Below are 26,122 nucleotides of genomic sequence, written 5' to 3' on the forward strand. Positions count from 1 at the left end.
CAGTGATAACTTCAAAGGACAGGCACCAGCCGTCCGGCTGAAAGGGGCCGCTCGCCCATGAGCCCGTTCACAGGTTCCGCCCGCGCCACACGCGACTGGCAGCACATCCGCTTGACCAGGGAAAACGGCGTGGCGACCGTCACCTTGACGCGTCCGGAGAAACTCAACGCCCTCACCTTCGAGGCCTATGCCGACCTGCGCGACCTGCTCGCCGAACTCTCCCGCGAACGCTCCGTACGCGCCCTGGTCCTGGGCGGCGAAGGGCGCGGCTTCTGCTCCGGCGGCGACGTCGAGGAGATCATCGGCGCCACGCTCGGCATGGACACCGGACAGCTGCTGGACTTCAACCGGATGACCGGCCAGGTCGTACGCGCCGTGCGGGAGTGCCCCTTCCCGGTGATCGCCGCCGTCCACGGCGTGGCGGCGGGCGCGGGCGCCGTCCTCGCGCTGGCCGCCGACTTCCGCGTCGCCGACCCCTCCGCCCGCTTCGCCTTCCTGTTCACCAAGGTCGGCCTGTCCGGCGGCGACATGGGCGCGGCCTACCTCCTGCCGCGCGTGGTGGGCCTGGGGCACGCCACCCGGCTGTTGATGCTGGGCGAGGCGGTACGCGCCCCCGAGGCCGAACGCATCGGCCTGATCAGCGAGTTGACCGAGGAAGGCAAGGCGGGTGCGGGTGCGGCGGCGCTCGCCCGGCGGCTGGCCGAAGGCCCCGCGCTCGCACTCGCCCAGACCAAGGCGCTGCTCACCGCCGAGCTGGACATGCCGCTGGCCGCCGCCGTCGAAATGGACGCCGCCACCCAGGCGCTGCTGATGAACAGCGAGGACTACGCCGAGTTCCACGCCGCCTTCGGCGAGAAGCGGCCCCCCAAGTGGCAGGGGAGGTAGCCATGCGGGTGGCCGTCATCGGCGGCGGGCCCGGCGGACTGTACGCCGCCGCCCTGCTCAAGCGCCTGGACCCGGACCGCGAGATCACCCTGTGGGAGCGCAACGCGCCCCAGGACACCTTCGGCTTCGGCGTCGTCCTCTCGGACGAGACCCTCGGCGGCATCGAGCACGCCGACCCCGTGGTGTACGAGGCGCTGCGGCGGGAGTTCGTACGCTGGGACGACATCGACGTCGTGCACCGCGGCCGGACCCTGACCTCCGGCGGCCACGGCTTCGCGGCGCTCGGCCGCCGCCGTCTGCTGGAGATCCTGCACGAGCGCTGCGCCTCACTGGGCATATCCCTGAAATCCCGTCAGGAAGCACCACCCGCCGAGGAGTTGGCGCGCACCCACGACCTGGTCATCGCCGCCGACGGCGTGCACAGCCGCACCCGCGAGGCCCACCCGGAAGCCTTCGGCACCCAGCTGACCCCGCACCGCTGCCGCTACATCTGGCTCAGCGCCGACTTCGCCTTCGACGCCTTCCGCTTCGAGATCGCCGAGACCGAGCACGGCGTCGTCCAGCTGCACGGCTACCCGTACTCCCGGGGCGGATCCCAGGGCGCCAGCACCGTCATCGTGGAGATGCGCGAGGAGGTCTGGCGGCGCGCCGGGCTGGAGGGCTGCGAGGAGAGCGAGTCCGCCGAGTGGTGCGCCAAGATCTTCACCGACGCGCTGGGCGGCCGGGCGCTGCGCACCAACCGCTCCGCCTGGACCGCCTTCACCACCGTCGTCAACGACCGCTGGTACCACGGCAATACGGTCCTGCTCGGCGATGCGGCCCACACCGCCCACTTCTCCATCGGCTCCGGCACCAAGCTCGCCGTCGAGGACGCCCTGGCGCTGGCCGCCTGCCTGAAGGAACAGCCGTCCGTCCCCGAGGCGCTGGCAGCCTACGAGGCCGAGAGGCGCCCCGTCGTCCAGTCCACCCAGCGCGCCGCCCGTGCCAGCCTGGAGTGGTTCGAGGACCTCCAGATGTACCTGGACCAGGAGCCGCACCGCTTCGCCTTCAACCTGCTCACCCGCAGCCGCCGCGTCACCCACGGCAACCTGCGGCTGCGCGACGCCTCCTTCGTCGACTCCGTCGAACGCGCGGCACACATCCCGCCCGGCACCCCGCCGATGTTCACCCCCTTCACCCTGCGCGGCCTGACCCTGCGCAACCGCGTCGTGGTCTCCGCGATGGACATGTACTCCGCGCCCGCCCAGGACGGCACCCCGGGCGACTTCCACCTCGTCCACCTGGGCGCCCGCGCCCTGGGCGGCGCGGGCCTGGTGATGACCGAGATGGTCTGCGTCAGCCCCGAGGGCCGTATCACCCCCGGCTGCACGGGCCTGTACGAGGCAGGGCACACCGACGCCTGGCGCCGCGTCACCGACTTCGTGCACACCTTCTCGCCCGGCACCGCCATCGGCGTCCAGCTGGGCCACTCCGGCCGCAAGGGCTCCACCAAGCTCATGTGGGAGGGCATCGACGACCCCCTCCCGGAGGGCAACTGGCCCGTGGTGGCCGCCTCCGCGCTGCCCTACCGCCCCGGCGTCAACCAGACCCCACACGCCCTGTCGATTGCCGAACTGGCCGCCGTACGCGAGGAGTTCGTCGCCGCCGCCCGGCGCGCCGACCGGGCCGGCTTCGACCTGCTGGAGCTGCACTGCGCGCACGGCTATCTGCTCTCCGGCTTCCTCTCCCCGCTGACCAACCACCGCACCGACGCCTACGGAGGCGACCTGGCGGGGCGGCTGCGCTTCCCCCTGGAGGTCTTCGACGCGGTACGCGAGGTCTGGCCCGGGCAGCGGCCCATGACCGTACGGATCTCCGCGACCGACTGGGCCGAGGGCGGCACCACCCCCCAGGACGCCGTCGAGATCGCCCGCGCCTTCGCCGCGCACGGCGCCGACGCCATCGACGTCTCCTCCGGGCAGGTGGTCCCCGACGAGCGCCCCGCCTACGGCCGCTCCTACCAGACGCCGTTCGCCGACCGTATCCGCAACACCCTGGGCGTCCCCGTCGTCGCGGTCGGCGCCATCTCCTCCTGGGACGACGTGAACTCCCTGGTCCTGGCCGGCCGCGCCGACCTGTGCGCGCTGGCCCGCCCGCATCTGTACGACCCGCACTGGACGTTGCACGCCGCGGCCGAACAGGGCTACAACGGGGACGGAGCGCCCTGGCCGCTCCCGTACCGCGCCGGCAGCCGCACCCCGCCCACGGGGCGCACGGACGCACCCAAGCCACGGCTGACCCTCTAGAGCCCGGGCTGATAGAGCCTGGGCTGAGACACAGGCGCTCAGGTGTGAGCGCGGCGCTCCTGCCACGGTCCGCTCAGGACAGCGGCTGGCAGGTCAGCTCGGCGAGGAAGGCGATCCGGCCGTTCTGCTCCGCGGTGACCTCGACGAGCAGCCGGCCTTGTGCGTCCCGGCCCTTGGGGACCGCCTGGATCCAGCAGGGGGAGTCCAGCTCGCCGTACCGGGCGAAGGCGCATCTCAGGCCGACGGGGAGGGAGAATCCGGGTCCCGCGACGGCGTGCGCGGCCTGCCGGGCGGCCTCCACGAGCAGCATGCCGGGCACATGGTCGACCGGGTGGTCGAAGAGCACGGGGTGGGAGGTGTCGACGCGCAGCTGCCAGCGGTTGGTGCCCTCGGCGGGCGCCAGCACCACATCGCAGGGGCGGTCGCGGCCGACGAGCTGGGGGGTGACGGGCTCCGGGGGCGGCACCCGGCGCTCGTTGGCGAGCGCGAGGTCGGCGTACTCGCCCCGCAGACGGCGGTAGACGGCCTGGGAGTGGCAGGTGAAATTGACCACTGCCGTGGCCAGCTCCAGGCCGTTGCACGTTATTCGGTACGTCTGGCGCATGCACAGCAGCCGTCCCCAGCGCCGGACGATGTCGTGGCCGCTGACCTGCAGTTCCACCTCGGCGGGCGTGGCCGACTCGCGCAGCGCCTCCGGGCGCAGCTGGTAGTGCAGGTCCTTCCAGATGATGGGGTGGTCAAGGGGGACGTCGTAGGCGACGTGATCCAGCAGGATTCCGGCCTGGCGGATGGTCTCGACCAGCAGGACGGGGTCGTGCAGGCCGTGCGCGGGGCCGTAGAAGCTGTGGGCCCGGGGCCACTGGGCGCTGACGGACCAGGTCTCGTCCCCGGTGTGCCACCAGTCGGTGAGGAACACCTCCGAGATGGCCGTGCGGTGGACGTACTGGCGGGGGACGGTGGTGGTCACCATCCGTGGCGCCGCCATCGCCGGGTGGCCAGCCCCTGGGGTGGAACAGCGGTCGGCCGCACCGCGCGGCACGGCAAGGGTGGCGCTGGACATGTTGAATCCCTCCCCAGTTGAGCGGCATATGACGTCCGAAATCGCGGCCTATGCAACGAGGCGGCGCCTTAGCCTACAAACCGGCTGGTTTGTTTTCTAGTCTGCGCGGGGCCTCGGGCGCATGCGGGGCGGGACGTGGGGAGGGAGCGGCCGTCAGGCGGCGGCCTTCCCGCGGGTGCCGTGCAGCTCGAGATGGATCAGCGCACCCGGCGTCGCCAGTCCGGGCAGCACGTACTGCCACAGGGTCGCGACGCGCTCGGACAGGTCGGCGCGGTTGGTGGCCGCCTGGGAGAAGATCTGCACGCCGGTGTACGCGGCGACGAAGAGCTCGGAGGCCTTCTGGGGGGAGACGGCCGGCAGCAGTTCCCCGCGCTCGCGGGCCTCGGTGAAAATGCCGGTCAGCAGGTCGATCCAGTCGCGGTACGGAACCAGGGGTTCGGCGCTGAAGCTCGTCTCGACGGCGATGCGGGTGCCGGCCTGCAGCAGCGGGTCGTCGCGCAGCGAATCGGCCACCGCGTGGCTGAAGTCGATCGCGTCCTGGAGGCGGGACTCGGTGACGGGCGGGAGGACCTCCTGCGTCTGCTCCGCGATGACCGCGCGGGCCAGGGCGTCCTTGGAGGGGAAGTGGAAGTACAGCGCGCCCTTGGTGACGCCCGCCCGCTGAATGATCTCCGCCATCGTGGCGGCCTCGTACCCCCGCTCGCCGATCACCTCGGCTGCCGCCAAGAGGACGGTACGTCGCGTGCGCATTGCACGTTCCTGCTTGGCCACCGGTCGTCCCTTTCCTCTGGCCTCGTGACGATGTCGCGTTCGTGGATCCTCGCGAGCTCGGGCCCAGCAGTCTATATTTTACGGTCGCAAGCGAGCCAACCGCGCGGTATGTCAAAGCGGTTGGAGCAGAATAAGGCACCCCCGCTCCAATGTGCCCGGCATTCATGACTTCGTCGTTCTTCTCGGGGTCTGATTGACTCCCCCTATGAATGATTTTGGCCAACTGCTGCTTGGCAAGACTGTGCTGATCGTCGGAGCCTCCAGTGGTATCGGTGCTGCGGCGGCCCGCCTCTTCAGCGCCGAAGGTGCCAATGTGGTCCTTTTCGCCCGGCGCGAGAAGCTGCTGGACGTCCTGGCCGACGAACTGTGCGACGCGGGCGGGCAGGCCCTCGCGGTGGCGGGCGACGTGACCCGTAAGCAGGACGTGGAGCGCGTGGTCAACGCCACGGTGGAGCGGTTCGGGCGGCTGGACGGAGCGTTCAACAACGCGGGCTTCGGTACGGCGGGGACCCCGCTGCACCAGATGGACGACGCGGATTTCGACTATGTCATGGACGTCAACGTACGGGGTACCTGGCACTGCCTGCGCCATGAGATCTCCGCGATGCTGGAGAGCGGCGGCGGCTCGATCGTCAACACCTCCAGCACCGCGGGCGTCATGGCTCCCGGCGTCGGCGCCCCGTATATCGCCTCCAAGCACGCGGTCATCGGACTCACCAAGGCGGCGGCCGCCGAATACGGGAAACGGGACATCCGGGTCAATGCCCTGATCGTCGGCAGCACCAGGACCGAACTTCTCGAAGACGCCCTTTGGAACAATCCCGGGCTGGAAGAGTCTTTCTACGCCCATGCGATCCAGAAACGGCTGGCCTCCCCGACCGAGATCGCGCAGGCGGCCGCCTGGCTGCTGAGCGACCGCTCGTCGTTCATCACCGGCGCCAACGTCCCCGTGGACGGCGGCTGGACCGCCGTCTGAGACAACCGGAACCCGCACCGGCTTTGGCGCACTGCCGCCCGTCCCGACCCGTCACGCCCCAGGAGCTTTGCCATGACCCAGGCCGCCGTCCCCGCAACCCACCGGGAGATACGTCTCACCGGCCGCGTCCAGGGCGCGCTGTCGGCCGGGCACTTCGAGGTCTGTGACGTCCCGGTCCCCGCCGTGCTGCCGGGGCAGTTGCTGGTGCGCAACCGCGTCATGTCCGTCACCGCCGCCATGCGCACCCGGATGACCGCCGCCGAACTGCCCGTGCCGTCCTTCGTGCCGGGCAAGGCGCTGTGGGGACCGGCCATCGGTCAGGTGGTGCGGGCACCGGGCGGTGAGTTCTCGCCCGGTGATCTCGTGCAGCACTCCTACGGTTGGCGCGAATACGCCGTGGTCGACGCGGCGCAGGCCAGGCCGCTGGATTCCGATGCGGTGCCCGACCCGGCGGCACATCTTTCGCAGGGCGCCACGGCCTGGGGCGCGCTCACACAGATCGCCCGCATCCGGTCCGGGGACACGGTGTTCGTCACGGGGGCCGCGGGCGGAGTCGGCAGCATGGCCGGGCAGCTCGCCCGGCGGCTGGGGGCGGGACGGGTCATCGGCAGCACCGGCTCCGCGCACAAGGCCGCCTATCTGCGCGAGGTGCTGGGCTACGACGAGGTCGTACTGCGCGGTGCACAGCCGATCGAGGAGCAGCTGCGCCGGGCGGCCCCGGAGGGCATCGACGTGCTCTTCGACACGGTGGGCGGCGAGCAGCTCCAGGCGGCGCTGGCGCTGGCCAGGACGGGCGCCCGCTGCGCGCTGGTGGGCGCGCTCTCGGGCCAGCTGGGGGGCAGCGACGGCATCTCGGCCCCCATCGAGCTGGACGCCGCGCTGCTGGTCACGCGCAGGATCACGCTGCGCGGTTTCTCCGCCTACGACCACCCGGGGCTGGCGCAGGAGTGGGCGGCGGAGTTCGGGCGCGGGCTGCGCGACGGGTCCCTCGTCTTCGCCCACACCCGGCTGCAGGGCCTGGACCAGGCGCCCCGGGCGCTGTGCGAGCTGACGCAGGGCCGTCACACCGGGTCCGTACTGGTCGAGCTCTGAGCGGGGTCAGGCCCGCCCCCTGACGGCGGCCGGGCCCGGCCCCATCAGCCCGCGGGGGCCGGGTCGGGCGCGCCGGCCTGCGCCAGGGCGCTGGTGACCAGGGCGGCCGGGCCCGCCGCCGGGCCGGAGGTCAGCGCGGACCATATGTCGGTGACGACGTCCCGGTCCCACCACATCCGGTCCTCGTGGCCCAGGTGCAGCAGCCCCAGCACGATCGAGGTCAGCAGCCGGGCGGTGCGGCGGGCGTCGTCGTCCGCGCGGAGCCGGCCCTCGGCCCGGTCGGCCCTGGCCTTGTCCAGGAAGAGGGTGTACCAGCGCTGGTGCAGCCCGCAGTCGCCGAGCCGGGCGTCGGAGCCCGCCGGCAGCCGGAGTCCCGCGCGCAGGACCACATCGGAGTCCACGCCCTTGAGCAGCGCGACGGCGAAGTCCCGCACGGCCTGGCGCACCGGCAGCCGGCTCAGGGTCAGCGCCGTCTCCAGCTCGCGCAGGGTGGCGAAGGCTTCGTCGCGGACCGCGAGGGTCAGGTCCTCCTTCGACGTGAAGTGGAAGTAGAGCGCTCCCTTGCTCAGGCGCGCACGTCGAGAGATCTCGACCATGCCCGAGGCGGGCACGCCCTTCTCGATGAAGGTCTGCGCTGCTGAGCGGATGAGCGCCTGGCGGCTTTGAATGGCTCGATGCTGCGTTGGCACTGTGTCCGTCCTGTCTCTAGTCCGGCTGCAAGCGCACAGAAGTCTACATAGAAAACCAACCATGCGGTTCGAAAAACCGGTGATGGCGTGAGTCAACTTGCGCCAGGCTGCTGGGCGCACCAACAGGGTCAAAATATCGTCAAGAGGGACAGGACCTCCGGCCGTGCCGATCGTTCCGGTCAGTCGACTTCGAGGTGTTCCAGTCCTTGATTGTTGCGTAGTTGACGGCTTTGAGGGGTCCGGTCGGATCGACGAAGCGCAGGTCGGAGGGGGTGACCATATGTGTGACTGGCAAGTATCCCCCTCGGGAGGCGTACCGGGCCGACACACATTGACAAACAGCGCAGGCGGTTTTTAAATCTGCGGAGGCGAGTAACGGGAAGCGTCTCTTCCGACGAAGCCGCTCCGGCGCCGGTGCACCACTTCTGGTCAGTGGCGTGCCGCGGCGGGTTTGCCTCTTCCTTCTCGGGCGCCAGCGGTACGTCGCCGGACGTCCGATGGCGTCCTGGCCCCCGGTCGGACCGATAAATCCATCGGAAATCGGAAAGGTGTCGAGTAATGCGCGAATCAGCGGACGTCGGCGAACGCTTCGGAGGCGTCGCGCGAAGCACGACCGGTGAAGGGATCAGGGCTGCGATCTTCGATCTCGACGGGACCCTCGCCAACACCCTGCCGGCGATCAGCAGGCTGCTGGTGAAGGTGGCCTCGGAGCAGGGCCGTACGGTCACTCCCCGGCAGGCCGCCGCCGCCATGGGCAAGCCGCCCGCCGCGGCCTTCGGCAAGCTGCTGGGCAAGGCCGAGGACGACGAGGCCGTGCTCACGGCGCTGGGCCGCTACCGGGAGATGTTCGCCTACGAAGTCCTGCGCGAGGGGCCGCAGTTGCTCTACCCGGGCGTGGCCGCCGGGCTGTCCGCGCTGCGTGCGCACGGCGTCGAGCTGGCCGTCGCCACCTCCAAGGCCTCGCGCAGTGCCGAGGCGCTGCTGGAGGTCATGGGTGTGCGCGAGATGTTCGGCCCCGTCATCTGCCAGGACATGGTCCGGCGCGGCAAGCCGCACCCGGAGATGGTGCTGCGGGCCGCCTCCGGGATGGGCCTCGCGCCGTGGGAGTGCGCGTACATCGGCGACACCGTCGGTGACATGCGCATGGCGGTCACGGCCCGGATGGCGCCGATAGCGGTGACCTACGGCGTCGGCAGCTTCGGCGAGCTGGCGGGGGTCGCCGGAACCCGGATGTGCAGTTCCTTCAAGGACGTCGTCTCCGCGCTGGCCGCCTCCCGGCCGCGTCCGGCGGCGGCAGCGGCCGTCCGCCCCCGCCCGATGGCCGCGGCGGCGGGGACGTACCGCAGGCGCTGAGCGCGCCGCGGCGGACGCGGGACACGGGTACCCCGGACACCGCTCGCCGCTACGCCGTCACCGGCGCGCGGCACGGTTCGGCCAGGGTCTCCCGTACGAAACAGGCGCCCGCCGCCCTGAGTTTCGCGTGCAGCCGGCCGAACACCTCGGCCGCGCGGCCGCCCGGCCAGCCCTCCGGCAGGAGGGGAGAGGGCAGACCGGGATCGGCGTAGGGCAGCTGCCGCCAGGCGTCCAGGGCCAGCAGATAGTCGTGGTAGGCGTCCTGGGGAGGGATGGTCCGGCGCCGGGACCAGCGCCTGAGCACCGGCTCGTGCTCCTGGAGGAAGGCGCGGTGCCGCGCGGCGATGGCCTCCAGGTCCCACCAGCGCGCCACCGCCGCCGCGGTGGGGGTGTAGCCGGCGTGCGCACCCTTGAACAGGTCGACGTAGGTGTGCAGTTCGAGGCGCTCCAGGGTGTGCCGGGTCTCGTCGTACAGATGGGCGGGGGCGATCCACACACCCGGCGCCGCGGTGCCGAAGCCCAGCCGGGCCAGCCGCGAGCGCAGCAGGTGCCGCTTGTTGCGCTCCTCCTCGGGTACGGAGAAGACCGCCAGCACCCAGCCGTCGGACAGCCGCACGGCGGGGCGGCCGTAGATGCGCCGGTCGCCGTCGTCCAGCAGCTGCCGGGCGGCGGCGGAGAGCGCGTAGCCGGCCGCGCCGCCCGCCGTACGGGCGGGCAGCAGCAGGCCGCGCCGTTTGAGGCGGGAGACGGCCGAGCGCACCGAGGGCGGGTCGACGCCGATGACGCCGAGGAGTTTGATCAGCGCGGCGACCGGCAGCGGCCCGTCCAGGGAGCCCTGCCGGCCCGCTGTGCCACCCCCGGCCGCGCCGAATCCGGCGAGGTCGCCGGTCAGGCCCCGGCCCCCGTTCTCGCCGCGCCCGTAGGCGCCGTAGAAGGTGACGATCAGGGACCGTGGGGTGCGCTGTGTCTGCTGGTCGCTCACCGGGTCACTCTAGATCGGGGGCGCGCAGGCGGAAACGCTGGAGCTTGCCGGTTTCGGTGCGCGGGAGCGCGTCGTGGAAGACGATCTCCCGCGGGCACTTGTAGGGAGCGATCTCCGTTTTGGTGAACGCGCGCAGCGCGGCCACCGTTTCATCCCCACGTGTCACGCCCGCACGCAGCACCACATGCGCGACCACCAGCTGCCCGCGCTCCTCGTCGGCCCGGCCCACCACCGCCGCCTCGGCGACGTCGGGGTGGCGCAGCAGCGCGTCCTCCACCTCGGGCCCCGCGATGTTGTACCCGGCCGTGATGATCATGTCGTCCGCGCGGGCCACGTAGCGGAAGTAGCCGTCGGGCTCGCGCACGTAGGTGTCGCCGGTGATGTTCCAGCCCTGGCGTACATACTGTGTCTGGCGCTCGTCGGACAGATAGCGGCAGCCGGTCGGGCCGCGCACCGCCAGCAGCCCCGGCTCGCCGTCCGGTACGGGACGGCCCTGCCCGTCCACCACCCGGGCCTGGAATCCGGGCACGGGGACCCCGGTGGTGCCGGGGCGGATGGCGTCGTCGGCGGCCGACAGGAAGATGTGCAGCATCTCGGTGGCGCCGATGCCGTTGATGATCCGCAGCCCGGTCGCCTCCTGCCAGGCGCGCCAGGTGGCGGCGGGCAGGTTCTCGCCCGCCGATACGCAGCGCCGCAGGCTGGAGATGTCGTGCTCGCCGAGCCGGGGGAGCATCGCCCGGTAGGCGGTGGGCGCGGTGAACACCACCGAGACGCGGTGCCGTTCGACGGCGCGCAGCAGTTCCTCGGGGCCGCCCCAGTCCGCCAGATAAGCCGAGGCGCCCACCCGCAGCGGGAAGATCACCAGGCCGCCGAGCCCGAAGGTGAAGCCGAGCGGCGGGCTGCCGGCGAAGACGTCGTCGGGCCCGGGCCGCAGGACGTGCGCGCAGAAGGTGTCGGCGATGGCCAGCACATCGCGGTGGAAGTGCATACAGCCCTTGGGGCGGCCGGTGGTCCCCGAGGTGAAGGCGATCAGCGCGACATCGTCGCAGGAGGTCGGCACGGCGTCGTAGCGAGCGGGTCTGCCCTCGGCCAGGCGCAGCAGGTCGCCGGGGGAGCGCCCGCCGTACTCCGTGATGCGCAGCCCCGGCACCTCGGCCTTGACCAGGTCCGTCACACACCCGGCGGCGCACAGGGCGTGCCGCACCTGGGCGATCTCGCAGATGGTGGCCAGCTCGTGGGGCCGCTGGGTGGGCAGCACAGTCACCGCGACGGCGCCCGCCTTCATCACCGCCAGCCAGCAGGCCGCCAGATGGGGTGTGGTGGGGCCGCGCAGCAGGACGCGGTTGCCCGGCACCACGCCCAGTCCGTCGACGGGGTCGGTCAGGGCGTGCGCGATGCGGTCGACCCGCTCCTGGAGCTGGCCGTACGTCCATACGGTGCCGTGCGCGTCCAGCAGGGCGGGCCGGTCGGGGCCCAGCCGCTCGGCCGTACGGTCCAGCAGTTCGGCCCCGCAGTTGAGCCGGCCGGGGCCCGCGGCGCCCACGAGATGCGGCCACTGTGCGAACGGCGGAAGGTGGTCGCGGGCGAAGGTGTCCAGATGGGCCGAAGGGCCGAGCTCCATGACGTCCATGACGGGTGCGCCCCCTTGCGCCGTGGCGGCCGCAGGGCGGCCTGGGAAGGGACTGTGAACGGGACCGGAAGCAGACCGCCGACCGGCCGGTGTCGCGGGTTCCGGCCCTGCGGGGACCGGGGAGGAGCTGCGGGGGACTGCCGAACGGGCCCTTCGTCAGCGTAACGTGTTGGTGACGACAGTCAACAGATCGCGATAGCCCAAGCGACGAGGGAGCTGCCCGGTGACCGCATTCGCGCTGTCCGCGGAGGAGCGAGGTTGGTGTGCCGAACTGCGTGAGCTGACGGCCGAGCGGCTACGCCCGCTGGCGGAGCGGGGTGAGGCGGGGCGCATCAACCGGCCACTGGTGCGGGAACTGGGCCAACTGGGGCTGCTGCGGCGGCTGTTCCCCGAGGACGGTCCCGTACGGGCCCTGGACCTGTGCCTGTTGCGCGAGAGCCTGGCCCAGGAGTGCACGGAAGCCGAGACCGCGCTGGCCCTCCAGGGGCTCGGCGCCTACCCCGTACTCCAGGCGGGTACCGAGGAGCAGCGCCGGCGCTGGCTGGGGGAGGTCGCCGAGGGCCGGGCGGTGGCCGCCTTCGCGCTGAGCGAGCCGGGCGCCGGCTCGGACGCCGCGGCGCTGTCCCTGGCCGCGGAGCCGGACGGCCCGGGCCGCTGGCGGCTGACCGGCGAGAAGTGCTGGATCTCCAACGCGCCGGGGGCCGACTTCGCCACCGTCTTCGCCCGTACCGGCGGCGCGGGGGCGCGCGGCATCACCGCCTTCCTGGTCCCGGCCGACCGCCCGGGCCTGGGCGGCGAGCCGCTGGACATGCTCAGCCCGCACCCGATCGGCACCCTCGTCTTCGACGGGACGCCGGTGACCGGCGCGGATGTGCTGGGCGAGGTGGACGGCGGCTTCGGGGTCGCGATGCGCACCCTGAATCTGTTCCGGCCGAGCGTGGGCGCCTTCGCCGTCGGCATGGCCCAGGCCGCCCTGGACGCCTCCGTGGAGCACGCCGCCGGGCGCACCGCGTTCGGCGGGCCCCTCAAGGACCTCCAGGCGGTCTCCCACCAGCTCGCCGAGATGGCCACCCGGGTGACCTGTGCCCGGCTGCTGGTCTACGCGGCGGCCTCGGCCTACGACGCCGACTCGCCCGGTGTCGCCGGGAGTTCGGCGATGGCCAAGCTGGCGGCCACCGAGACCGCGCAGTACGTCGTCGACGCCGCCGTCCAGATCCACGGCGCCCGGGCGCTGCGCCGCGGCCACCTGCTGGAACACCTGTACCGCGAGGTGCGCGCCCCGCGTATCTACGAGGGCGCCAGCGAGGTGCAACGGTCCATCATCGCCAAGGAGTTGTACCGCACGGCGCGCTGAACAGGGCCGGGGCCGCGTGCGATGGCGTGGCCCCGGCCCTTGATGTGACGAAGTCTCAGATGCTGACGACGTTGACGGCGGAGGGGCCCTTCTGGCCGTCCTGGATCTCGAACTCCACGTTCTGCCCCTCGGCCAGGGTCTTGAAGCCGTTGCCCTGGATCGCGGAGAAGTGCACGAAGATGTCCTTGCTGCCGTCGGCCGGGGTGATGAAGCCGAACCCCTTCGTCTCGTTGAACCACTTCACTTGGCCCTTGATCTTCGCCACCGGTGCTCCTCGCGTATCAGGGCGCAGGCCGATGGGATACCGGCCCCGACGCCGGTACCCATCCTGCTGTGCCGCCCGCGCCAGGCCTAGATGATCTAGGGAGGTTGGCTGGTTCCGGTCGGAGTACGCCGATGCCCCCGGCGCGCGGGTGCACGCCGGGGGCACGGGGGAAGGAGCGGGTGCCCGGGGGAGTCGGGCACCGGGCGGGCCCTAGATGTCGCGGAAGATCTCGATCTGGGCGCCGATGGAGTTCAGGCGCTCGGCCAGATCCTCGTAACCGCGGTTGATCACATACACGTTGCGCAGGACGGACGTGCCCTCGGCGGCCATCATCGCCAGCAGTACGACCACGGCCGGGCGCAGGGCCGGCGGGCACATCATCTCGGCCGAGCGCCAGCGGGTCGGGCCGTCCACCAGGACGCGGTGCGGGTCCAGCAGCTTGACCTGCGCGCCCAGGCGGTTGAGGTCGGTGAGGTAGATCGCGCGGTTGTCGTAGACCCAGTCGTGGATGAGGGTCTGGCCCTGGGCGCTGGCCGCGATGGCCGCGAAGAAGGGCACGTTGTCGATGTTCAGGCCCGGGAAGGGCATGGGGTGGATCTTGTCCAGGGGAGCCTGGAGCTTGGAGGGGCGCACCGTGAGGTCGATCAGCCGGGTACGGCCGTTGTCGGCGGCGTACTCCTCGCTGCGCTCGTGGTCCAGGCCCATCTCCTCCAGGACCGCCAGCTCGATCTCCAGGAACTCCACCGGCACACGGCGGATGGTGAGTTCGGACTCGGTGACCACGGCCGCCGCCAGCAGGCTCATCGCCTCGACCGGGTCCTCGGAGGGCGCGTAGTCCACATCGCGGTTGATCTCGGGGACGCCGTGCACGGTGAGGGTGGTGGTGCCCACGCCCTCGACCTTGACGCCCAGCTCCTCCAGGAAGAAGCACAGGTCCTGGACCATGTAGTTGGAGGAGGCGTTGCGGATGACGGTGACGCCGTCGTGGCGGGCCGCGGCCAGCAGGGCGTTCTCGGTGACGGTGTCCCCGCGCTCGGTCAGCACGATCGCGCGGCTGGGCGCCACGGAGCGGTCGACCTCGGCGTGGTAGGTGCCCTCGGTGGCGGTGATCTCCAGGCCGAAGTGGCGCAGCGCCGTCATGTGCGGGGTGACCGTACGGGTTCCCAGGTCGCAGCCGCCCGCGTAGGGGATCTTGAAGCGGTCCATGCGGTGCAGCAGCGGGCCGAGGAACATGATGACGCTGCGGGTGCGGCGGGCCGCCTCCGTGTCCATCGCGTCCAGGTCCAGCTCGGCGGGCGGCACGATCTCCAGGTCGTTGCCGTCGTTGATCCAGCGGGTGCGTACGCCGATGGAGCCGAGGACTTCGAGGATGCGGTAGACCTCCTCGATGCGCGCCACCCGGCGCAGCGTGGTGCGGCCCGCGTTCAGGAGCGTGGCGCACAGGAGCGCGACGCAGGCGTTCTTGCTGGTCTTGACGTCGATGCTGCCGGAGAGCCGGCGGCCGCCGACCACGCGCAGATGCATGGGGCCCGCGTACCCCAGCGAGACGATTTCACTGTCCAGCGCCTCGCCGATTCGGGCGATCATCTCAAGACTGATGTTCTGGTTCCCGCGCTCGATGCGGTTGACCGCGCTCTGGCTCGTGCCGAGCGCCTCCGCGAGCTGAGTCTGGGTCCAGCCCCGGTGCTGTCGGGCATCACGGATCAGCTTGCCGATGCGTACGAGGTAGTCGTCTGCCATGGGGGAGACGCTATCTCAGATATGAGATGCGTGCACAATCGCCAGTTGTTCTACTACTATACGAACAATTGGAGGTCGACATGAACAGCAGCAGCAAGGCGTCCGCGTTCGGACCGTTCGATTCCCGCCGTGCCGTGCTCACGGCGGCGCCCTTCCTGGTGGCCTGCGCGGCGACGGCGGTGAGCTTCGTCGCGCTCCAGGGGCGGCTGCCGGACACCCTGGCCACCCACTTCGACGGTGCGCGGGCGGACGGATTCCTTTCCCGGGGCGCCTTTTTGGCCGCGGTCCTGGGGACAATGATCGGGATGGGCGTGCTGTTCAGCGCGCTGGCGGGCGCGATGCGCGCCCCGGGGCGCGCATCGCACGATGGTGGGCGCGGGCTTCGGCACGGCGGCCCTGCTGTGCTGCGCATGCCTGGCGGTCCTCTTCGGCAACGCCGATGCCACGGACGCCGCCGAGGTGACCTCGCCCGCCTGGCAGCTGATCGCCTCCCTCGGCGCCGCCCTGCTCGCCGGTGCGCTGGGCGCATGGCTCGCAGGGCCGGACCGGGGGAGCGCCGAGGAGCGCGAGCGCCCGGCCCCGCGCCCCCGACTGGCCCTGAAGGAGGGCGAGCTGGTGAGCTGGTCGCACCCGCTGGCACCGCGCTGGGTGCTGCCCGCGGGCCTCGCCCTGCTGGCCGCGGGTGTCGTCATCGGCGTGCTGACGTACTGGGTCGCCACGATCGCCGTCTTCGTCCTCGGCGCGTTCCTGGCGCTGTTCGGCGCGGCGCGGGTGGTCGCCGACCGCCGCGGGCTGTCCATCGCGCTGCCCGGCCTGCCCGTCCCCCTGACCCGCGTCGGACTGCAGCGCATCGCCGAGGCCTCCTGCCGGGACACCGCGCCGAGGCACGACCTGGGCGGCTGGGGCTACCGGGTGCTGCCGGGCCGCAGCGGATTCGCGCTGCGCTCGGGACCGGGCATCTGGCTGCGGCTGGTCAGCGGCCGCGAGTTCGTGGTGGTGGTCGATGACGCCTGGACCGCGGCGGGCCTGCTCAACACCCTGGCCGACCGCTCCCGCGAAAGGGCCTGAAGTGCTGGTACGGGTCGACCTGAACTCCCCGGTCCCGCTGGGGGACCAGATCGCGGCCTCGGTCCGCGGCGCCATCGCCGAGGGCGCGGTGAGCGCCGGCGAGCGGCTGCCCGCGGCCCGCGAACTCGCCGCCTCCCTGGGCGTCAACGTCCACACCGTGCTGCGCGGCTACCAGCGCCTGAAGGAGGAAGGGCTGATCGATCTGCGCAGGGGGCGCGGCGCGGTGGTCACCGGCGCCGCCTCCCCGGGCCGCGCCCGCCTCGGCGAGGCCGCCGAGCGCCTGATCACCGAGGCCCGCGCGCTGGGTCTGTCGGACGAGGAGGTCCTCTCGCTCGTACGGGACGGGCTCGCCGCCCCCTGAGGCCCGGCCCGTACGCCACCGGGCACGGGCAGTCGGGTGGCGGGCCTGGTGCGCCGGACGGAAGCGCGGTGGCGCCTCACTTTCCGCCGCACCCCCTCCTGGTACTTTTCGCGCAATTTTGGACGAATCGCACGTCCATCTCTGACGCCAGGAGACCACGTGTCCGTGTTCGATCGTCGCGAACTGCTCGGCCTAGCGGCAAAGGGGACGCTCGCCGGAATCGGCGCGGCCGTTCTGGGGCAGTCCGGGAGCCGGGCGCTGGCGAGCGCCGTCTCCCGTACGCACTTCCGCGCCGTGGTCATCGGCTCGGGCTTCGGCGGCTCCGTCACCGCACTGCGCCTGGGCGAGGCCGGGGTGGACACCCTCGTACTGGAGCGCGGCCAGGAGTGGCACACCAGCCCCAGCCGCGCGGTCTTCGGCGCGGCGCACCGCGTCACCGACGCCAACTACTGGTTCCGCCGCACCACCAGCTGGCCCCTGACCCTGCCCAGCCCCATCAGGCCCACCGCGGGCGTCATGGAGGTGTCCCAGGAAGGCGCCCTGGAAATCGCCTGCGCCGCGGCCGTCGGCGGCGGCTCGGTGGTCTACACGGGAGTGACGCTGGCCCCGCCGCGCCGCTACTTCGAGCGGCTCTACCCCTCGGGGCTGAAGTACCAGGAGTTCGCCACCACCTGGTACCCCAAGGTCAAGGCCATGCTGGGGGCGAGCGCGATGCCCCGGGACGTCTACCACTCCGCGCCCTTCACGCACTCGCGCGTATGGGACCAGCAGCTCAGGAAGGCCGGGCACACCCCCACCCCGCTCGACTCGATCTTCGACTGGGACATCATCCGCCAGGAGCTGGCCGGCTCCGTCCGCCCCTCGGCGATCATCGGGGAGTCCGACTTCGGCTGCAGCAACGGCGCCAAGAAGAGCCTGACCCGCAACTACCTCCCCAAGGCGCTGGAAACCGGCAAGGTCCAGCTGCGGCCCCTGCACGAGGTGCGCTCCATCGGCCGCAAGCCCGACGGCCGCTACTCCCTGGAGGTCCGCCGGCTGCGCCCGGACGGCTCCACCGTCGACACCGACGAGTACACCTGCGAGCAACTCTTCGTCTCCGCAGGCACGTTGAACACCAACCGGCTGCTGCTCGCGGCCCGCGAGAGCGGCGCGCTGCCCGACCTGCCCGCCGCCCTGGGCACCGGCTTCGGCGACAACGGCGACCAGCTGTCCGTACGCTCCGACCCGCTGGCCGGGGTCGGCCCCAGCCAGGGCGCGCCCAGCGCCTCCGGAGTCTTCTTCCACAACGAGTTCGCCATGCCGCTGCTCGCCGAGAACTGGGTGGTCACCGGCTTCGGCCCGCTGCCGATCACCGCCACCCTGACCATGACCGTGGACACCGACAACCGCGGCACCTTCCGCTACAACCCGCTCACCCGCAAGGTCTCCCTGGACTGGCCCGTCACCAAGCACGCCCCCGCCTTCGACATCGCCGTCGAGCACAACCTGCGCGTCATGGCCGCCAACCCCGGCTCCCTCCCGGTCGCGCTGACCACCCCCTGGGTCCTCAACCCGCACCCGCTGGGCGGCTGTGTGATCGGCCGGTGCACCGACCTGGAGGGCCGCGTCAAGGGCAACAAGGGCCTGTACGTCATCGACGGATCGCTGATCCCGGGCAATGTCGGCGGCGCCAACCCCTCCTTCACCATCGCCGCGATCGCCGAGCGCGCACTCTCCGCGATCGTCGCAGCGGGCGGCTAGGAAGCCCGGACCCGGTCGGGTGACCTGCCCCGCGCGGGGCGCCGCGACTGCCTCACTCCGATGCCCTCCGTCGTTCGCGGCGGCTCCTCGCCGGTGATCTGCTGGCCCCATTCATCATCACTGTGTGCAATTGTTCGTGTGTATGCAGTGACCATCTGGGCAGGGTGGGGGGCCTGGCCGCCTGAGGAGGCACCCGATGACGGGATTCGGACTCAGACGCAGGCGAGTGGCCGCTCTGGCGGCTCCACTCGTCGGCGCGATCATGGCGGTGGGGCTGACGGCCCCACCGGCCCATGCGGACACCATCGCGGAGGAGGCCTTCGACCAGGCCACCCTGAAGCACGCCGGTGACTGGTACAGCAGCTATGACGGGCCCGACGACCCCACCGGCTGGGCCTGTCTGACCGCGGCGGCCAAGCCCGAAGGTCCTCTCCAGGCGTGCAAGGGCACCAACGGGCGGCCCATCGACCCGCCCGGTGACGGCTCGCTGCGCCTGACCGACGCCCAGACCTGGCAGACCGGGTTCATCCTGGCCAAGAAGGCGTTCCCCTCGGGCGCCGGTCTGCGCTTCACCATCGGCGTCTCGTCCTACGGCTCCAAGACGGTCAAGACCCCCGCCGACGGCATCAGCCTCTTTCTGCTCGACGGCGACAAGCCCATGCCGACCAAGCCCGGCGTCTACGGCGGCGGTCTGGGCTACTACAAGATCGACGGCGGCTACCTCGGCGTCGGCCTCGACGAGTACGGCAACTTCTCCACCAGCTCCTTCGGGGCGGGCGGCACCAAGGCGAAGAACCCCAACTCCGTTGCCGTACGCGGCGCTTCCACGGTGGGCAACCCGCTCGTCGAGCTCAACAAGCTCGCCAACGGGCAGCGCATCAGCGTCCCGGAGTCGCCGACCTGGAAGCAGGCCGAGCGCACCGTGCGCATCGACCTGTCGCCCGCCGGCCTGTTCAAGGTCGACATGGACTTCAAGGACGGCAAGGGCTTCGTCAACGTCGTCAAGCCCGTCATCCTGAGCTCGATCAGCGGCCAGCCCCCCGTACCCAAGACGCTGCGCATCGGCATGGCGGCCAGCACCGGCACCAAGACCAACATCCACGAGGTCTTCAACGCCAAGATGGAGACCCTCGGCCCGAAGCTGTCCACGCAGGTCATGCCGGACGGGCCGGTCAACGCCGGCCAGCCGGCCACGTTCACGATGACCACCTCCAACGACAGCCTGGCGGGGCCGACCACCGATACGGTCACCACCACCGAGACCTTCCCCGAGGGCGTGACGCCGGTCGCGGCCACGGGCCAGGGCTGGGACTGCCGGATCGAGGGCCAGAAGGTCATCTGTAACCGCCCCGGCAAGGGTGACGACGTCCTCGCGCCCGGCAAGAACTACCCACCGGTGAAGGTCAGGACGGCGGTCGACCCGGACGCCGAGGGCGAGAAGGCGGCCACCTCCACGGTCGAGACCCCGGGCGGCACCAAGACCCCGCCCTCGCAGACCAAGTTCACCATCAAGTCGGCCAAGGGCCCGCAGCTGTCCTCCACGACCAAGCCCAACGGACCGGTGGTCCCGGGCAAGGAGGCGACGTTCACCACGACGGTGAAGAACGCCCCCACGGCCGGACGGAACACCAAGCCGGTGACGGTCAAGGAGACCTACCCCGAGGGCGTGACTCCCGTGTCCGCCAAGGGAGAGGGCTGGGACTGCGACATCGAGGGGCGGACCGTGACGTGCAAGCGTCCCGGTGACCCCGCGCTGGAGCCCGGTGACAGCTACCCGCCGATCACCGTGAAGACCAAGGTCGACCCGGACGCCAAGGGCGACAAGCCCATCAAGACGGTGACCACGCCCGAGGGCGGCAAGCCCGTCACCCACCAGGACACCTTCCCGGTGACGCCCGTCAAGGGCCCGCAGCTGTCCTCCACGACCAAGCCGGACGCCCCGGTGGTCCCGGGCAAGGAGGCCTCGTTCACCACGACGGTGAAGAACGCCCCCACGGCCGGGCCGAACACCAAGCCGGTGACGGTCAAGGAGGCCTACCCCGAGGGCGTGACTCCCGTGTCCGCCAAGGGAGAGGGCTGGGACTGCGACATCGAGGGCCAGACCGTGACGTGCAAGCGTCCCGGCGACCCCGCGCTGCGGCCCGGCGGGAGCTACCCGCCGATCAAGGTCCGTACCGCGGTCGGGCCGGACGTCACCGGTGAGCAGCCCATCGAGACGGTGACCACGCCCGAGGGCGGCAAGCCGGTCACCAACCAGGACACCTTCCCGGTGAAGCCGGTCAAGGGCCCGCAGCTGTCCTCCACCACCGAGCCGGACGGACCCGTCCGGGCCGGTGAGGAGGCGTCCTTCACCACCACGGTCAAGAACGCCCCCAACGCAGGGCGCAACACCAAGCAGGTGACGGTCAAGGAGACCTACCCTGAGGGCATCACCCCGGTGTCCGCCAAGGGGGACGGCTGGGACTGCGACATCGAGGGGCGGACCGTGACGTGCAAGCGTCCCGGTGCCCCCGCGCTGGAGCCCGGTGACAGCTACCCGCCGATCACCGTGAAGACCAAGGTCGACCCGGACGCCAAGGGCGACAAGCCCATCAAGACGGTGACCACGCCCGAGGGCGGCAAGCCCGTCACCAACCAAGACACCGTCGTCGTCACCCCGGTCAAGGGCCCCAGGCTCTCGTCCACGACCAAGCCCGACGGGCCGGTCAAGGCAGGCGAGGAGGCCACGTTCACGACCAAGGTCAAGAACGCTCCGGACGCCGGCCCGAACACCAAGCCGGTCACGGTCAAGGAGACCTACCCCGAGGGCATCACCCCGGTCACCGCCCACGGCGACGGCTGGGACTGCAAGGTCACCGGACAGACGGTGACGTGCCGGCGCCCGGGCGAGCCCCCGCTCAAGCCCGGCGACACCTACCCGCCGATCACGGTGAAGACCAAGGTCGACCCGGACGCCAAGGGCCAGAAGCCGATCGACACGGTGACCACGCCCGAGGGCGGCAAGCCCGTCAAGGACGAGGACGCCGTCGACATCGTCAAGGTCACCCCGCCCGAGCTGGAGATCGTCACCGCTCCGGTCGGCGAGGTCACCACGGGCAAGAACACCGACTTCAACACCATGGTCTCGGCCGCCCAGGACGGCGGCCCCGTGGTGGGCCCGGTGACGGTCAAGCAGACCTTCCCCGAGGGCGTCACCCCCCTCAAGGCCGCGGGCGACGACTGGAAGTGCCAGGTCGTCGGCCAGACCGTGGTCTGCAACCGCACCAAGGCCAACAGCGCCCTGCAGCCCGGCGACTTCTACCCGGTGATCACCATCGGGACGAAGGTCGCCGAGGACGCCGAGGCCGGCAAGAAGAAGGTCGCCGCCACGGTCGACAGCCCCGAGACGCCCAAGCGCCCGGACGCCTCGGCCGAGACGACGATCACCGTACGGACCAAGGCCGCGCCGCCGAAGCTGTCGGTGGACACCGAGCCGGTGGGCGAGGTGGCCCCTGGCCAGGAGGCCACGTTCAACACCTGGGTCACCAACGACCCCAAGGCCGGTGACGCACCGGGCCCGATCTCCGCGTCCCAGACCTTCCCCGACGGCGTCAAGCCGGTGTCGGCCTCCGGTGACGGCTGGAAGTGCAAGACCGACGGGCAGAAGGTGACCTGCGTCAGGACCGACAAGAACCCGCTGCACCCCGGTGCACGGCTCTCGCCGATCGTGACCAAGACCAAGGTCGCCCCGGGCGTCTCCACGGGTACGAAGACCGTCGTCACCGCGGCGGACACCCCCGGGACCGGGCAGAACCCGGACGTCTCCACGGACTGCGACTTCACCGTGGCCAAGAGCGCACCGCCCGACCTGGACGTGAAGACCACCGTGGACGGCGAGATGGTCCCGGGTAAGCCCACGCGCTTCAAGGTCGTCGTCTCCAACGCCAAGAACGCCGGTCCCACCACCGGCGAGGTGAAGGTCGGACGGACCTTCCCCGACGGCATCAAGCCGGTCAAGGCCGCGGGCGACGGGTGGAAGTGCCAGATCACCGGCCAGACCGTGACGTGCACGCGTCCGGGCACCGGTGGCGACGCGCTCAAGCCGGGCAGCTCGTACCCGCCCATCGCGATCACGACAGATGTGGCCGCCGACGTGACGGGCGACGTCAACGCCATCACGTGGGTGTCGACCGACCGCGACCCGGATGCGGGCCGCACGGTCTGCGACGCGTACGACTGTCCGTGATCCGCGCCGCGGCCCCCTGACGCGGCGCACACCACGGCTGCGGGGAGCTGGGCACGACCCGCTCCCCGCAGCCGGCCCCGCCGCTCACCGGGCCCGCTGCGCCCGGTTTCCCCAGCGGAAACCGACCCCAGGCCTTTCTAGGAGCACTCATGTCATTCCGTCAGAGATCCACGTTCGTCTGTGCGGCCGTCGCGGCGGCGGTCATCCTCCCCACGGCGCCGTCCGCCGCCGAATCGCCCGCTGCCGCGCCGGCCCACCTCCAGGGCAAGCTGAACGCCAGCTGCGAGGGCGATGTCGACTGGACCGCCACTCCCGGTCTGTCCTTCACCGACCAGGGCACCAAGTCCTTCAACGCCAACGGCACGTTCAACTGCGACGTGCCCGGTCACCCGGAGATCACCGGCGCCACCGTCAACTGGCGCATCCAGGGGACCGGTGGCTGCCCGCTCGGCATCACGGCGGAGGTCAACAACGCCACGATCCGCTGGAACAACGGGCGCACCACCACCTTCGACACCCGCTTCAAGCTCACCCCGGTGTCGTACACCCAGACCGGGCCCAGCACCGCCACCAGCGGTCTGTTCAAGGGCGGCTCGATCGCCTGGTCGGCGGAGAACACCGTCCTGCCGGGCCTCAACTGCGTGCTGCCCGGCGGCGTCACCCAGGGCAAGATGCGCAAGCGGTTCGTGATCACCGGTGGCCAGGACGGCAGCAACCTGTGCGCGATCAAGTCCGCCGACGGGGCCCAGCGGGGCCTGCCCGCCCGCCGCGCCACAGCGCCCGACTGCTGAACCCCCGCCTTCCCAGGAGAACTCATGTCATTCCGTCAGAGATCCACGCTCGTGTGCGCGGCCATCGCCGCGGCGGCGGTCGCGCTCCCCACGGCGCCGTCCGCCTTCGCGGCCGCCCCCGCGGCCCGGGCCGAGCTCAACGCCAGCTGTGAGGGCGAGGTGGACTGGACGGCCAACCCCGGTCTGTCCTTCACCAACCAAGGGTCCAAGTCCATCGGTGTCCGCGCGACGTTCCAGTGCGATGTCCCCAAGCACCCGGACATCACCAGCGTCAGCTTCGACTACACCGTCCAGGCCACCGGCGGCTGCCCCGCGGGCATCACCACCCAGGTCAGGGGCGAGAAGCTGCGCTGGAACAACGGCCGCACCACCGACTTCGACCTCGACTTCCAGGTGTCCCCGCTCAAGTACACCGCCCAGAACGGCAGGGCCGTCGGCGGCCTGTTCAAGGGCGGGACGATGCAGTGGTCCGCCGAGCACATCGACCTGCCGGTGCTCAACTGCCTCAGCGCCCAGGGCGTGACCGGCGGCAAGATGCGCAAGCGCTTCACCATCACCGGCGGCCAGGACGGCAACAAGCCGGCGTGCAAGCCCAAGCCCGTGCCGCGCGCCGCCGCGGCCGTACGGGAGGAGCACCGGACGGGCCGCCGGCACTGACGGCAGTGACCGGACAGACCGGATAGGGGCCCGCCGCCGCGTCACCGTACCGGCGGCGGACCTCCTGTCCGCGAGCGGCTGAGCGATACTCGTGGCCGTACCCGACGATCAGGAGAGAGCCGCTCATGCTGGACCTGCACCGGCTGCGGCTGCTGCGCGAACTCAAGCACCGCGGCACCCTCACCGCGGTGGCCGCCGCCCTCGCCTACAGCCCCTCCTCCATATCCCAGCAGCTCTCCCTGCTGGAGAAGGAGGCCGGTGTGCCGCTGCTGGAGCCGGTGGGGCGGCGGGTGCGGCTGACCGACCAGGCCGAGATCCTGGTCGCGCACACCGAAGCCGTACTGGAGCAACTGGAGCGCGCCGAGGCCGAGATCGCCGCCTCGCTGCGGGAGCTGACCTCGGTGCTGCGGGTGGCCGCTTTCCAGACCGCCGCCCTGACCCTGGTCCCCTTCGCGCTCACCGCGCTGCGCGCCGCCCACCCCAAACTGCGCGTCCAGGTCACCCAGACCGAACCCGAGACGGCGCTGCCGGCGCTGCTCGCCCGCGACTTCGACCTGGTGATCACCGAGGAGTACCCGGGCGACCCCGAACCGCGGCCCGCCGAGGTGGAGTTGGCGCCGCTGTGCGATGAGGAGATCCGGCTGGCCGCGCCGCACCCCGTCACCCGCCTGCGGGACCTGGCGCAGTCGCCCTGGGCGATGGAGCCCACGGGCTCGGCCTCCCGGCACTGGGCGACCACCGTGTGCCGCGAGGCCGGCTTCGAGCCGGACGTGCGCTTCGAGTCCGCCGATCTGATGTTCCAGCTCCGCCTGGTCGAGCAGGGGCACGCGGTGGCCTTCCTGCCCGACCTGGTGTGGGGCGGGCAACCGCCCACCGTCGTGCTGAGCGCCCTGTCGGCGCTGTCGTCGGCGCCGCGCGCCGCGCACCGGCGCAAGGTGGCCACGGCCGTACGGCGCGGCGGCGGCGCCCACCCCGCCGTACAGGCCTTCCGCACGGCGCTGTCCGGTGCGGTGGCGGCGCTGTGCCCGGCGGCCTGAGGACGGCACGCCGGGCAACCGCTGCGGCTTCTGCGGCTTCGTCGGGGGCTTCGGGCGTATCACTTCTGCACGTAGGGCCCCAGCACCTTCGCGGTCGCGCCGCAGCGCAGATAACCGGCCACGGCGTGGAAGTTGAAGACGCCGACGCTGGTGGCCAGGTCGCTGTCGATGCCGCGGAAGCGGCGGGACAGCCGCGGCGGTACGGCCACGATGTCGCCGTGGTCGGCGATGTTCACCCAGCGGCGCACCCCGGGCGGCCGCTGCCCGCAGCCGTCGGCGGGCGCCGGCGCCAGCTTCTCGAAGACGGCCCCCGGAAGGGCCAGCGGCGAGCCGAGGGTGAGCAGCAGGTCCACCGTCAGCTCGGGGTGGGCGTGCAGCGCCTCGTAGGCCACCACGCTGCCCAGGGAGTGCGCGACGACGACCCGCGGCCGGTGCGCGGCGATGGTGCGGGCCACCTCCTCGCGGGCGGCGGCGCGCAGCGTGCCCGGCTCGCGCAGATAGGCGGCGACCTCGCGGAAGTACAGGGCGACGAACTTGCGCGCCAGCGCGCTGTCCAGGTTGTGCTGTCGGGCGTTGCGGTCCACGAGCTGGCGCAGCGGAGCACTCAGCCATCCCTGGGCGACCTCGCGCGGCGCCGCCGAGGCGCGGGCGCTCTCCGCCGCCCACTGCGCGGCCATCTCCTGCGCGTCCGGCGGCAGGGTCTCCAGGTCGTCCTCGCCGCCCTGTGCCACTCCCGAGGCCAGGTGCGGGGCGTAGTAGGCGAAGGACACCTCCAGGCGCTCCTGCGTGATACCCAGGCCGGCCGACAGCTGGGTGGCCCAGCTCTCCGCCCGCTCCTGGCGCACCTCCTGCGCGGGGGTGCCCGCCTCGTGGTTCCAGATTCCATGGACTGCGACGATCCGTGTCAACTGCGCCTCCCGGGCGACTGGTCGGTTTTCGGTACGGGGTCCAGTACGGCGATCTCCCACCACGCGCACGGTACGTTCCGCGACGCAGGTCACCGCGACGGCGCGGCCGTCCCGCGCCGCACTGTCCACGCAGCTCACCCGCGCTCCGCCAGGTGTGATGATCGAAGTGTTCAACTGCCGTCGTGAAGTTGAGCAGGGGCGTGATTACGATCGGGCGGGAGCCATTGGACGGGTGTGCGAGAAGTGAGGGCTG

At 71.6% G+C, this 26,122-nt stretch carries 21 protein-coding genes; 13 read left to right on the top strand and 8 right to left on the bottom strand.

Annotated features, from left to right (window positions below):
• Positions 1 to 57 precede the first annotated feature (57 nt).
• Positions 58 to 885: an enoyl-CoA hydratase family protein gene (locus AC4IJH_RS09575; protein WP_490851143.1), complete on the top strand. Its 828-nt coding sequence runs from the start codon at positions 58 to 60 to the stop codon at positions 883 to 885.
• A gap of 2 nt (positions 886 to 887) precedes the next feature.
• A complete protein-coding gene (locus tag AC4IJH_RS09580; RefSeq protein ID WP_490851174.1) occupies positions 888 to 3,170 on the top strand; it encodes a bifunctional salicylyl-CoA 5-hydroxylase/oxidoreductase in 2,283 nt (760 codons plus the stop codon).
• A gap of 73 nt (positions 3,171 to 3,243) precedes the next feature.
• Here AC4IJH_RS09580 and AC4IJH_RS09585 read toward each other — a convergent pair whose 3' ends face one another.
• Complete coding sequence (locus AC4IJH_RS09585) at positions 3,244 to 4,230, bottom strand: ScbA/BarX family gamma-butyrolactone biosynthesis protein (RefSeq protein ID WP_490851144.1); 987 nt, start codon at positions 4,228 to 4,230, stop codon at positions 3,244 to 3,246.
• Positions 4,231 to 4,383: 153 nt separating this feature from the next.
• Positions 4,384 to 4,980 carry a ScbR family autoregulator-binding transcription factor gene (locus AC4IJH_RS09590; protein ID WP_490851145.1) on the bottom strand — a complete coding sequence of 199 codons (597 nt, stop codon included), beginning with the start codon at positions 4,978 to 4,980 and terminating at the stop codon, positions 4,384 to 4,386.
• Positions 4,981 to 5,206: 226 nt separating this feature from the next.
• Between AC4IJH_RS09590 and AC4IJH_RS09595 the strand changes: the two genes are divergently transcribed.
• A complete protein-coding gene (locus AC4IJH_RS09595) occupies positions 5,207 to 5,977 on the top strand; it encodes an SDR family NAD(P)-dependent oxidoreductase (RefSeq protein ID WP_490851146.1) in 771 nt (256 codons plus the stop codon).
• A 72-nt stretch (positions 5,978 to 6,049) separates the two neighbouring features.
• Positions 6,050 to 7,069 (top strand): MDR family NADP-dependent oxidoreductase, encoded by a 1,020-nt coding sequence (locus tag AC4IJH_RS09600; protein WP_490851147.1) that lies wholly within the window; start codon positions 6,050 to 6,052, stop codon positions 7,067 to 7,069.
• 44 nt (positions 7,070 to 7,113) lie between these two features.
• Here the strand turns inward: AC4IJH_RS09600 and AC4IJH_RS09605 are convergent, their stop codons facing one another.
• Complete coding sequence (locus AC4IJH_RS09605; RefSeq protein WP_490851148.1) at positions 7,114 to 7,758, bottom strand: TetR family transcriptional regulator; 645 nt, start codon at positions 7,756 to 7,758, stop codon at positions 7,114 to 7,116.
• Between the two features lie 558 nt (positions 7,759 to 8,316).
• Between AC4IJH_RS09605 and AC4IJH_RS09610 the strand changes: the two genes are divergently transcribed.
• Positions 8,317 to 9,111 carry an HAD family hydrolase gene (locus AC4IJH_RS09610; protein ID WP_490851149.1) on the top strand — a complete coding sequence of 265 codons (795 nt, stop codon included), beginning with the start codon at positions 8,317 to 8,319 and terminating at the stop codon, positions 9,109 to 9,111.
• Positions 9,112 to 9,160: 49 nt separating this feature from the next.
• Here the strand turns inward: AC4IJH_RS09610 and AC4IJH_RS09615 are convergent, their stop codons facing one another.
• Together AC4IJH_RS09615 and AC4IJH_RS09620 are read right to left on the bottom strand one after the other, a co-directional pair.
• Positions 9,161 to 10,093: a PaaX family transcriptional regulator gene (locus tag AC4IJH_RS09615; protein ID WP_490851150.1), complete on the bottom strand. Its 933-nt coding sequence runs from the start codon at positions 10,091 to 10,093 to the stop codon at positions 9,161 to 9,163.
• A 4-nt stretch (positions 10,094 to 10,097) separates the two neighbouring features.
• Positions 10,098 to 11,714 carry an AMP-binding protein gene (locus AC4IJH_RS09620; protein ID WP_490851175.1) on the bottom strand — a complete coding sequence of 539 codons (1,617 nt, stop codon included), beginning with the start codon at positions 11,712 to 11,714 and terminating at the stop codon, positions 10,098 to 10,100.
• Positions 11,715 to 11,946: 232 nt separating this feature from the next.
• Between AC4IJH_RS09620 and AC4IJH_RS09625 the strand changes: the two genes are divergently transcribed.
• Complete coding sequence (locus tag AC4IJH_RS09625) at positions 11,947 to 13,077, top strand: acyl-CoA dehydrogenase family protein (protein WP_490851151.1); 1,131 nt, start codon at positions 11,947 to 11,949, stop codon at positions 13,075 to 13,077.
• A gap of 55 nt (positions 13,078 to 13,132) precedes the next feature.
• On the opposite strand, the gene cspE is transcribed toward AC4IJH_RS09625, so the two are convergent.
• Positions 13,133 to 13,342: a transcription antiterminator/RNA stability regulator CspE gene (gene cspE / locus AC4IJH_RS09630; protein WP_490851152.1), complete on the bottom strand. Its 210-nt coding sequence runs from the start codon at positions 13,340 to 13,342 to the stop codon at positions 13,133 to 13,135.
• 210 nt (positions 13,343 to 13,552) lie between these two features.
• Positions 13,553 to 15,082, bottom strand: a complete 1,530-nt coding sequence (locus AC4IJH_RS09635; protein WP_490851153.1) for a helix-turn-helix domain-containing protein — start codon at positions 15,080 to 15,082, stop codon at positions 13,553 to 13,555.
• A gap of 366 nt (positions 15,083 to 15,448) precedes the next feature.
• On the opposite strand from AC4IJH_RS09635, the gene AC4IJH_RS09640 reads away from it, so the two are divergent.
• The 7 genes from AC4IJH_RS09640 (at position 15,449) to AC4IJH_RS09670 (ending at position 24,961) form a co-directional block, all read left to right on the top strand.
• The gene (locus AC4IJH_RS09640) at positions 15,449 to 16,150 is read left to right on the top strand and encodes a DUF1648 domain-containing protein (protein WP_490851154.1); all 702 of its coding nucleotides are present in this window, start codon (positions 15,449 to 15,451) and stop codon (positions 16,148 to 16,150) included.
• 1 nt (position 16,151) lies between these two features.
• Positions 16,152 to 16,511 (top strand): GntR family transcriptional regulator, encoded by a 360-nt coding sequence (locus tag AC4IJH_RS09645; protein WP_490851155.1) that lies wholly within the window; start codon positions 16,152 to 16,154, stop codon positions 16,509 to 16,511.
• 159 nt (positions 16,512 to 16,670) lie between these two features.
• The gene (locus AC4IJH_RS09650; RefSeq protein WP_490851156.1) at positions 16,671 to 18,251 is read left to right on the top strand and encodes a GMC oxidoreductase; all 1,581 of its coding nucleotides are present in this window, start codon (positions 16,671 to 16,673) and stop codon (positions 18,249 to 18,251) included.
• A 196-nt stretch (positions 18,252 to 18,447) separates the two neighbouring features.
• Positions 18,448 to 22,476 carry a hypothetical protein gene (locus AC4IJH_RS09655; protein WP_490851157.1) on the top strand — a complete coding sequence of 1,343 codons (4,029 nt, stop codon included), beginning with the start codon at positions 18,448 to 18,450 and terminating at the stop codon, positions 22,474 to 22,476.
• A 149-nt stretch (positions 22,477 to 22,625) separates the two neighbouring features.
• The gene (locus AC4IJH_RS09660; protein ID WP_490851158.1) at positions 22,626 to 23,267 is read left to right on the top strand and encodes a hypothetical protein; all 642 of its coding nucleotides are present in this window, start codon (positions 22,626 to 22,628) and stop codon (positions 23,265 to 23,267) included.
• 24 nt (positions 23,268 to 23,291) lie between these two features.
• Positions 23,292 to 23,924, top strand: a complete 633-nt coding sequence (locus AC4IJH_RS09665; RefSeq protein ID WP_490851159.1) for a hypothetical protein — start codon at positions 23,292 to 23,294, stop codon at positions 23,922 to 23,924.
• A gap of 125 nt (positions 23,925 to 24,049) precedes the next feature.
• The gene (locus AC4IJH_RS09670; RefSeq protein ID WP_490851160.1) at positions 24,050 to 24,961 is read left to right on the top strand and encodes a LysR family transcriptional regulator; all 912 of its coding nucleotides are present in this window, start codon (positions 24,050 to 24,052) and stop codon (positions 24,959 to 24,961) included.
• Between the two features lie 59 nt (positions 24,962 to 25,020).
• Here AC4IJH_RS09670 and AC4IJH_RS09675 read toward each other — a convergent pair whose 3' ends face one another.
• Complete coding sequence (locus AC4IJH_RS09675) at positions 25,021 to 25,869, bottom strand: hypothetical protein (protein WP_490851161.1); 849 nt, start codon at positions 25,867 to 25,869, stop codon at positions 25,021 to 25,023.
• Positions 25,870 to 26,122 lie beyond the last annotated feature (253 nt).

The organism is Streptomyces sp. UF-297, from assembly GCF_058245575.1.

Bases quoted from the DNA above. Each gene is read 5' to 3' on its own strand.
- AC4IJH_RS09610 (WP_490851149.1), top strand. From the start codon at position 8,317: ATGCGCGAATCAGCGGACGTCGGCGAACGCTTCGGAGGCGTCGCGCGA.
- AC4IJH_RS09575 (WP_490851143.1), top strand. From the start codon at position 58: ATGAGCCCGTTCACAGGTTCCGCCCGCGCCACACGCGACTGGCAGCAC.
- AC4IJH_RS09665 (WP_490851159.1), top strand. From the start codon at position 23,292: ATGTCATTCCGTCAGAGATCCACGCTCGTGTGCGCGGCCATCGCCGCG.
- AC4IJH_RS09600 (WP_490851147.1), top strand. From the start codon at position 6,050: ATGACCCAGGCCGCCGTCCCCGCAACCCACCGGGAGATACGTCTCACC.
- AC4IJH_RS09590 (WP_490851145.1), bottom strand. From the start codon at position 4,980: ATGCGCACGCGACGTACCGTCCTCTTGGCGGCAGCCGAGGTGATCGGC.
- AC4IJH_RS09655 (WP_490851157.1), top strand. From the start codon at position 18,448: ATGACGGGATTCGGACTCAGACGCAGGCGAGTGGCCGCTCTGGCGGCT.
- AC4IJH_RS09670 (WP_490851160.1), top strand. From the start codon at position 24,050: ATGCTGGACCTGCACCGGCTGCGGCTGCTGCGCGAACTCAAGCACCGC.
- AC4IJH_RS09640 (WP_490851154.1), top strand. From the start codon at position 15,449: ATGGTGGGCGCGGGCTTCGGCACGGCGGCCCTGCTGTGCTGCGCATGC.
- AC4IJH_RS09595 (WP_490851146.1), top strand. From the start codon at position 5,207: ATGAATGATTTTGGCCAACTGCTGCTTGGCAAGACTGTGCTGATCGTC.
- AC4IJH_RS09620 (WP_490851175.1), bottom strand. From the start codon at position 11,714: ATGGAGCTCGGCCCTTCGGCCCATCTGGACACCTTCGCCCGCGACCAC.
- AC4IJH_RS09660 (WP_490851158.1), top strand. From the start codon at position 22,626: ATGTCATTCCGTCAGAGATCCACGTTCGTCTGTGCGGCCGTCGCGGCG.
- AC4IJH_RS09580 (WP_490851174.1), top strand. From the start codon at position 888: ATGCGGGTGGCCGTCATCGGCGGCGGGCCCGGCGGACTGTACGCCGCC.
- AC4IJH_RS09585 (WP_490851144.1), bottom strand. From the start codon at position 4,230: ATGTCCAGCGCCACCCTTGCCGTGCCGCGCGGTGCGGCCGACCGCTGT.
- AC4IJH_RS09635 (WP_490851153.1), bottom strand. From the start codon at position 15,082: ATGGCAGACGACTACCTCGTACGCATCGGCAAGCTGATCCGTGATGCC.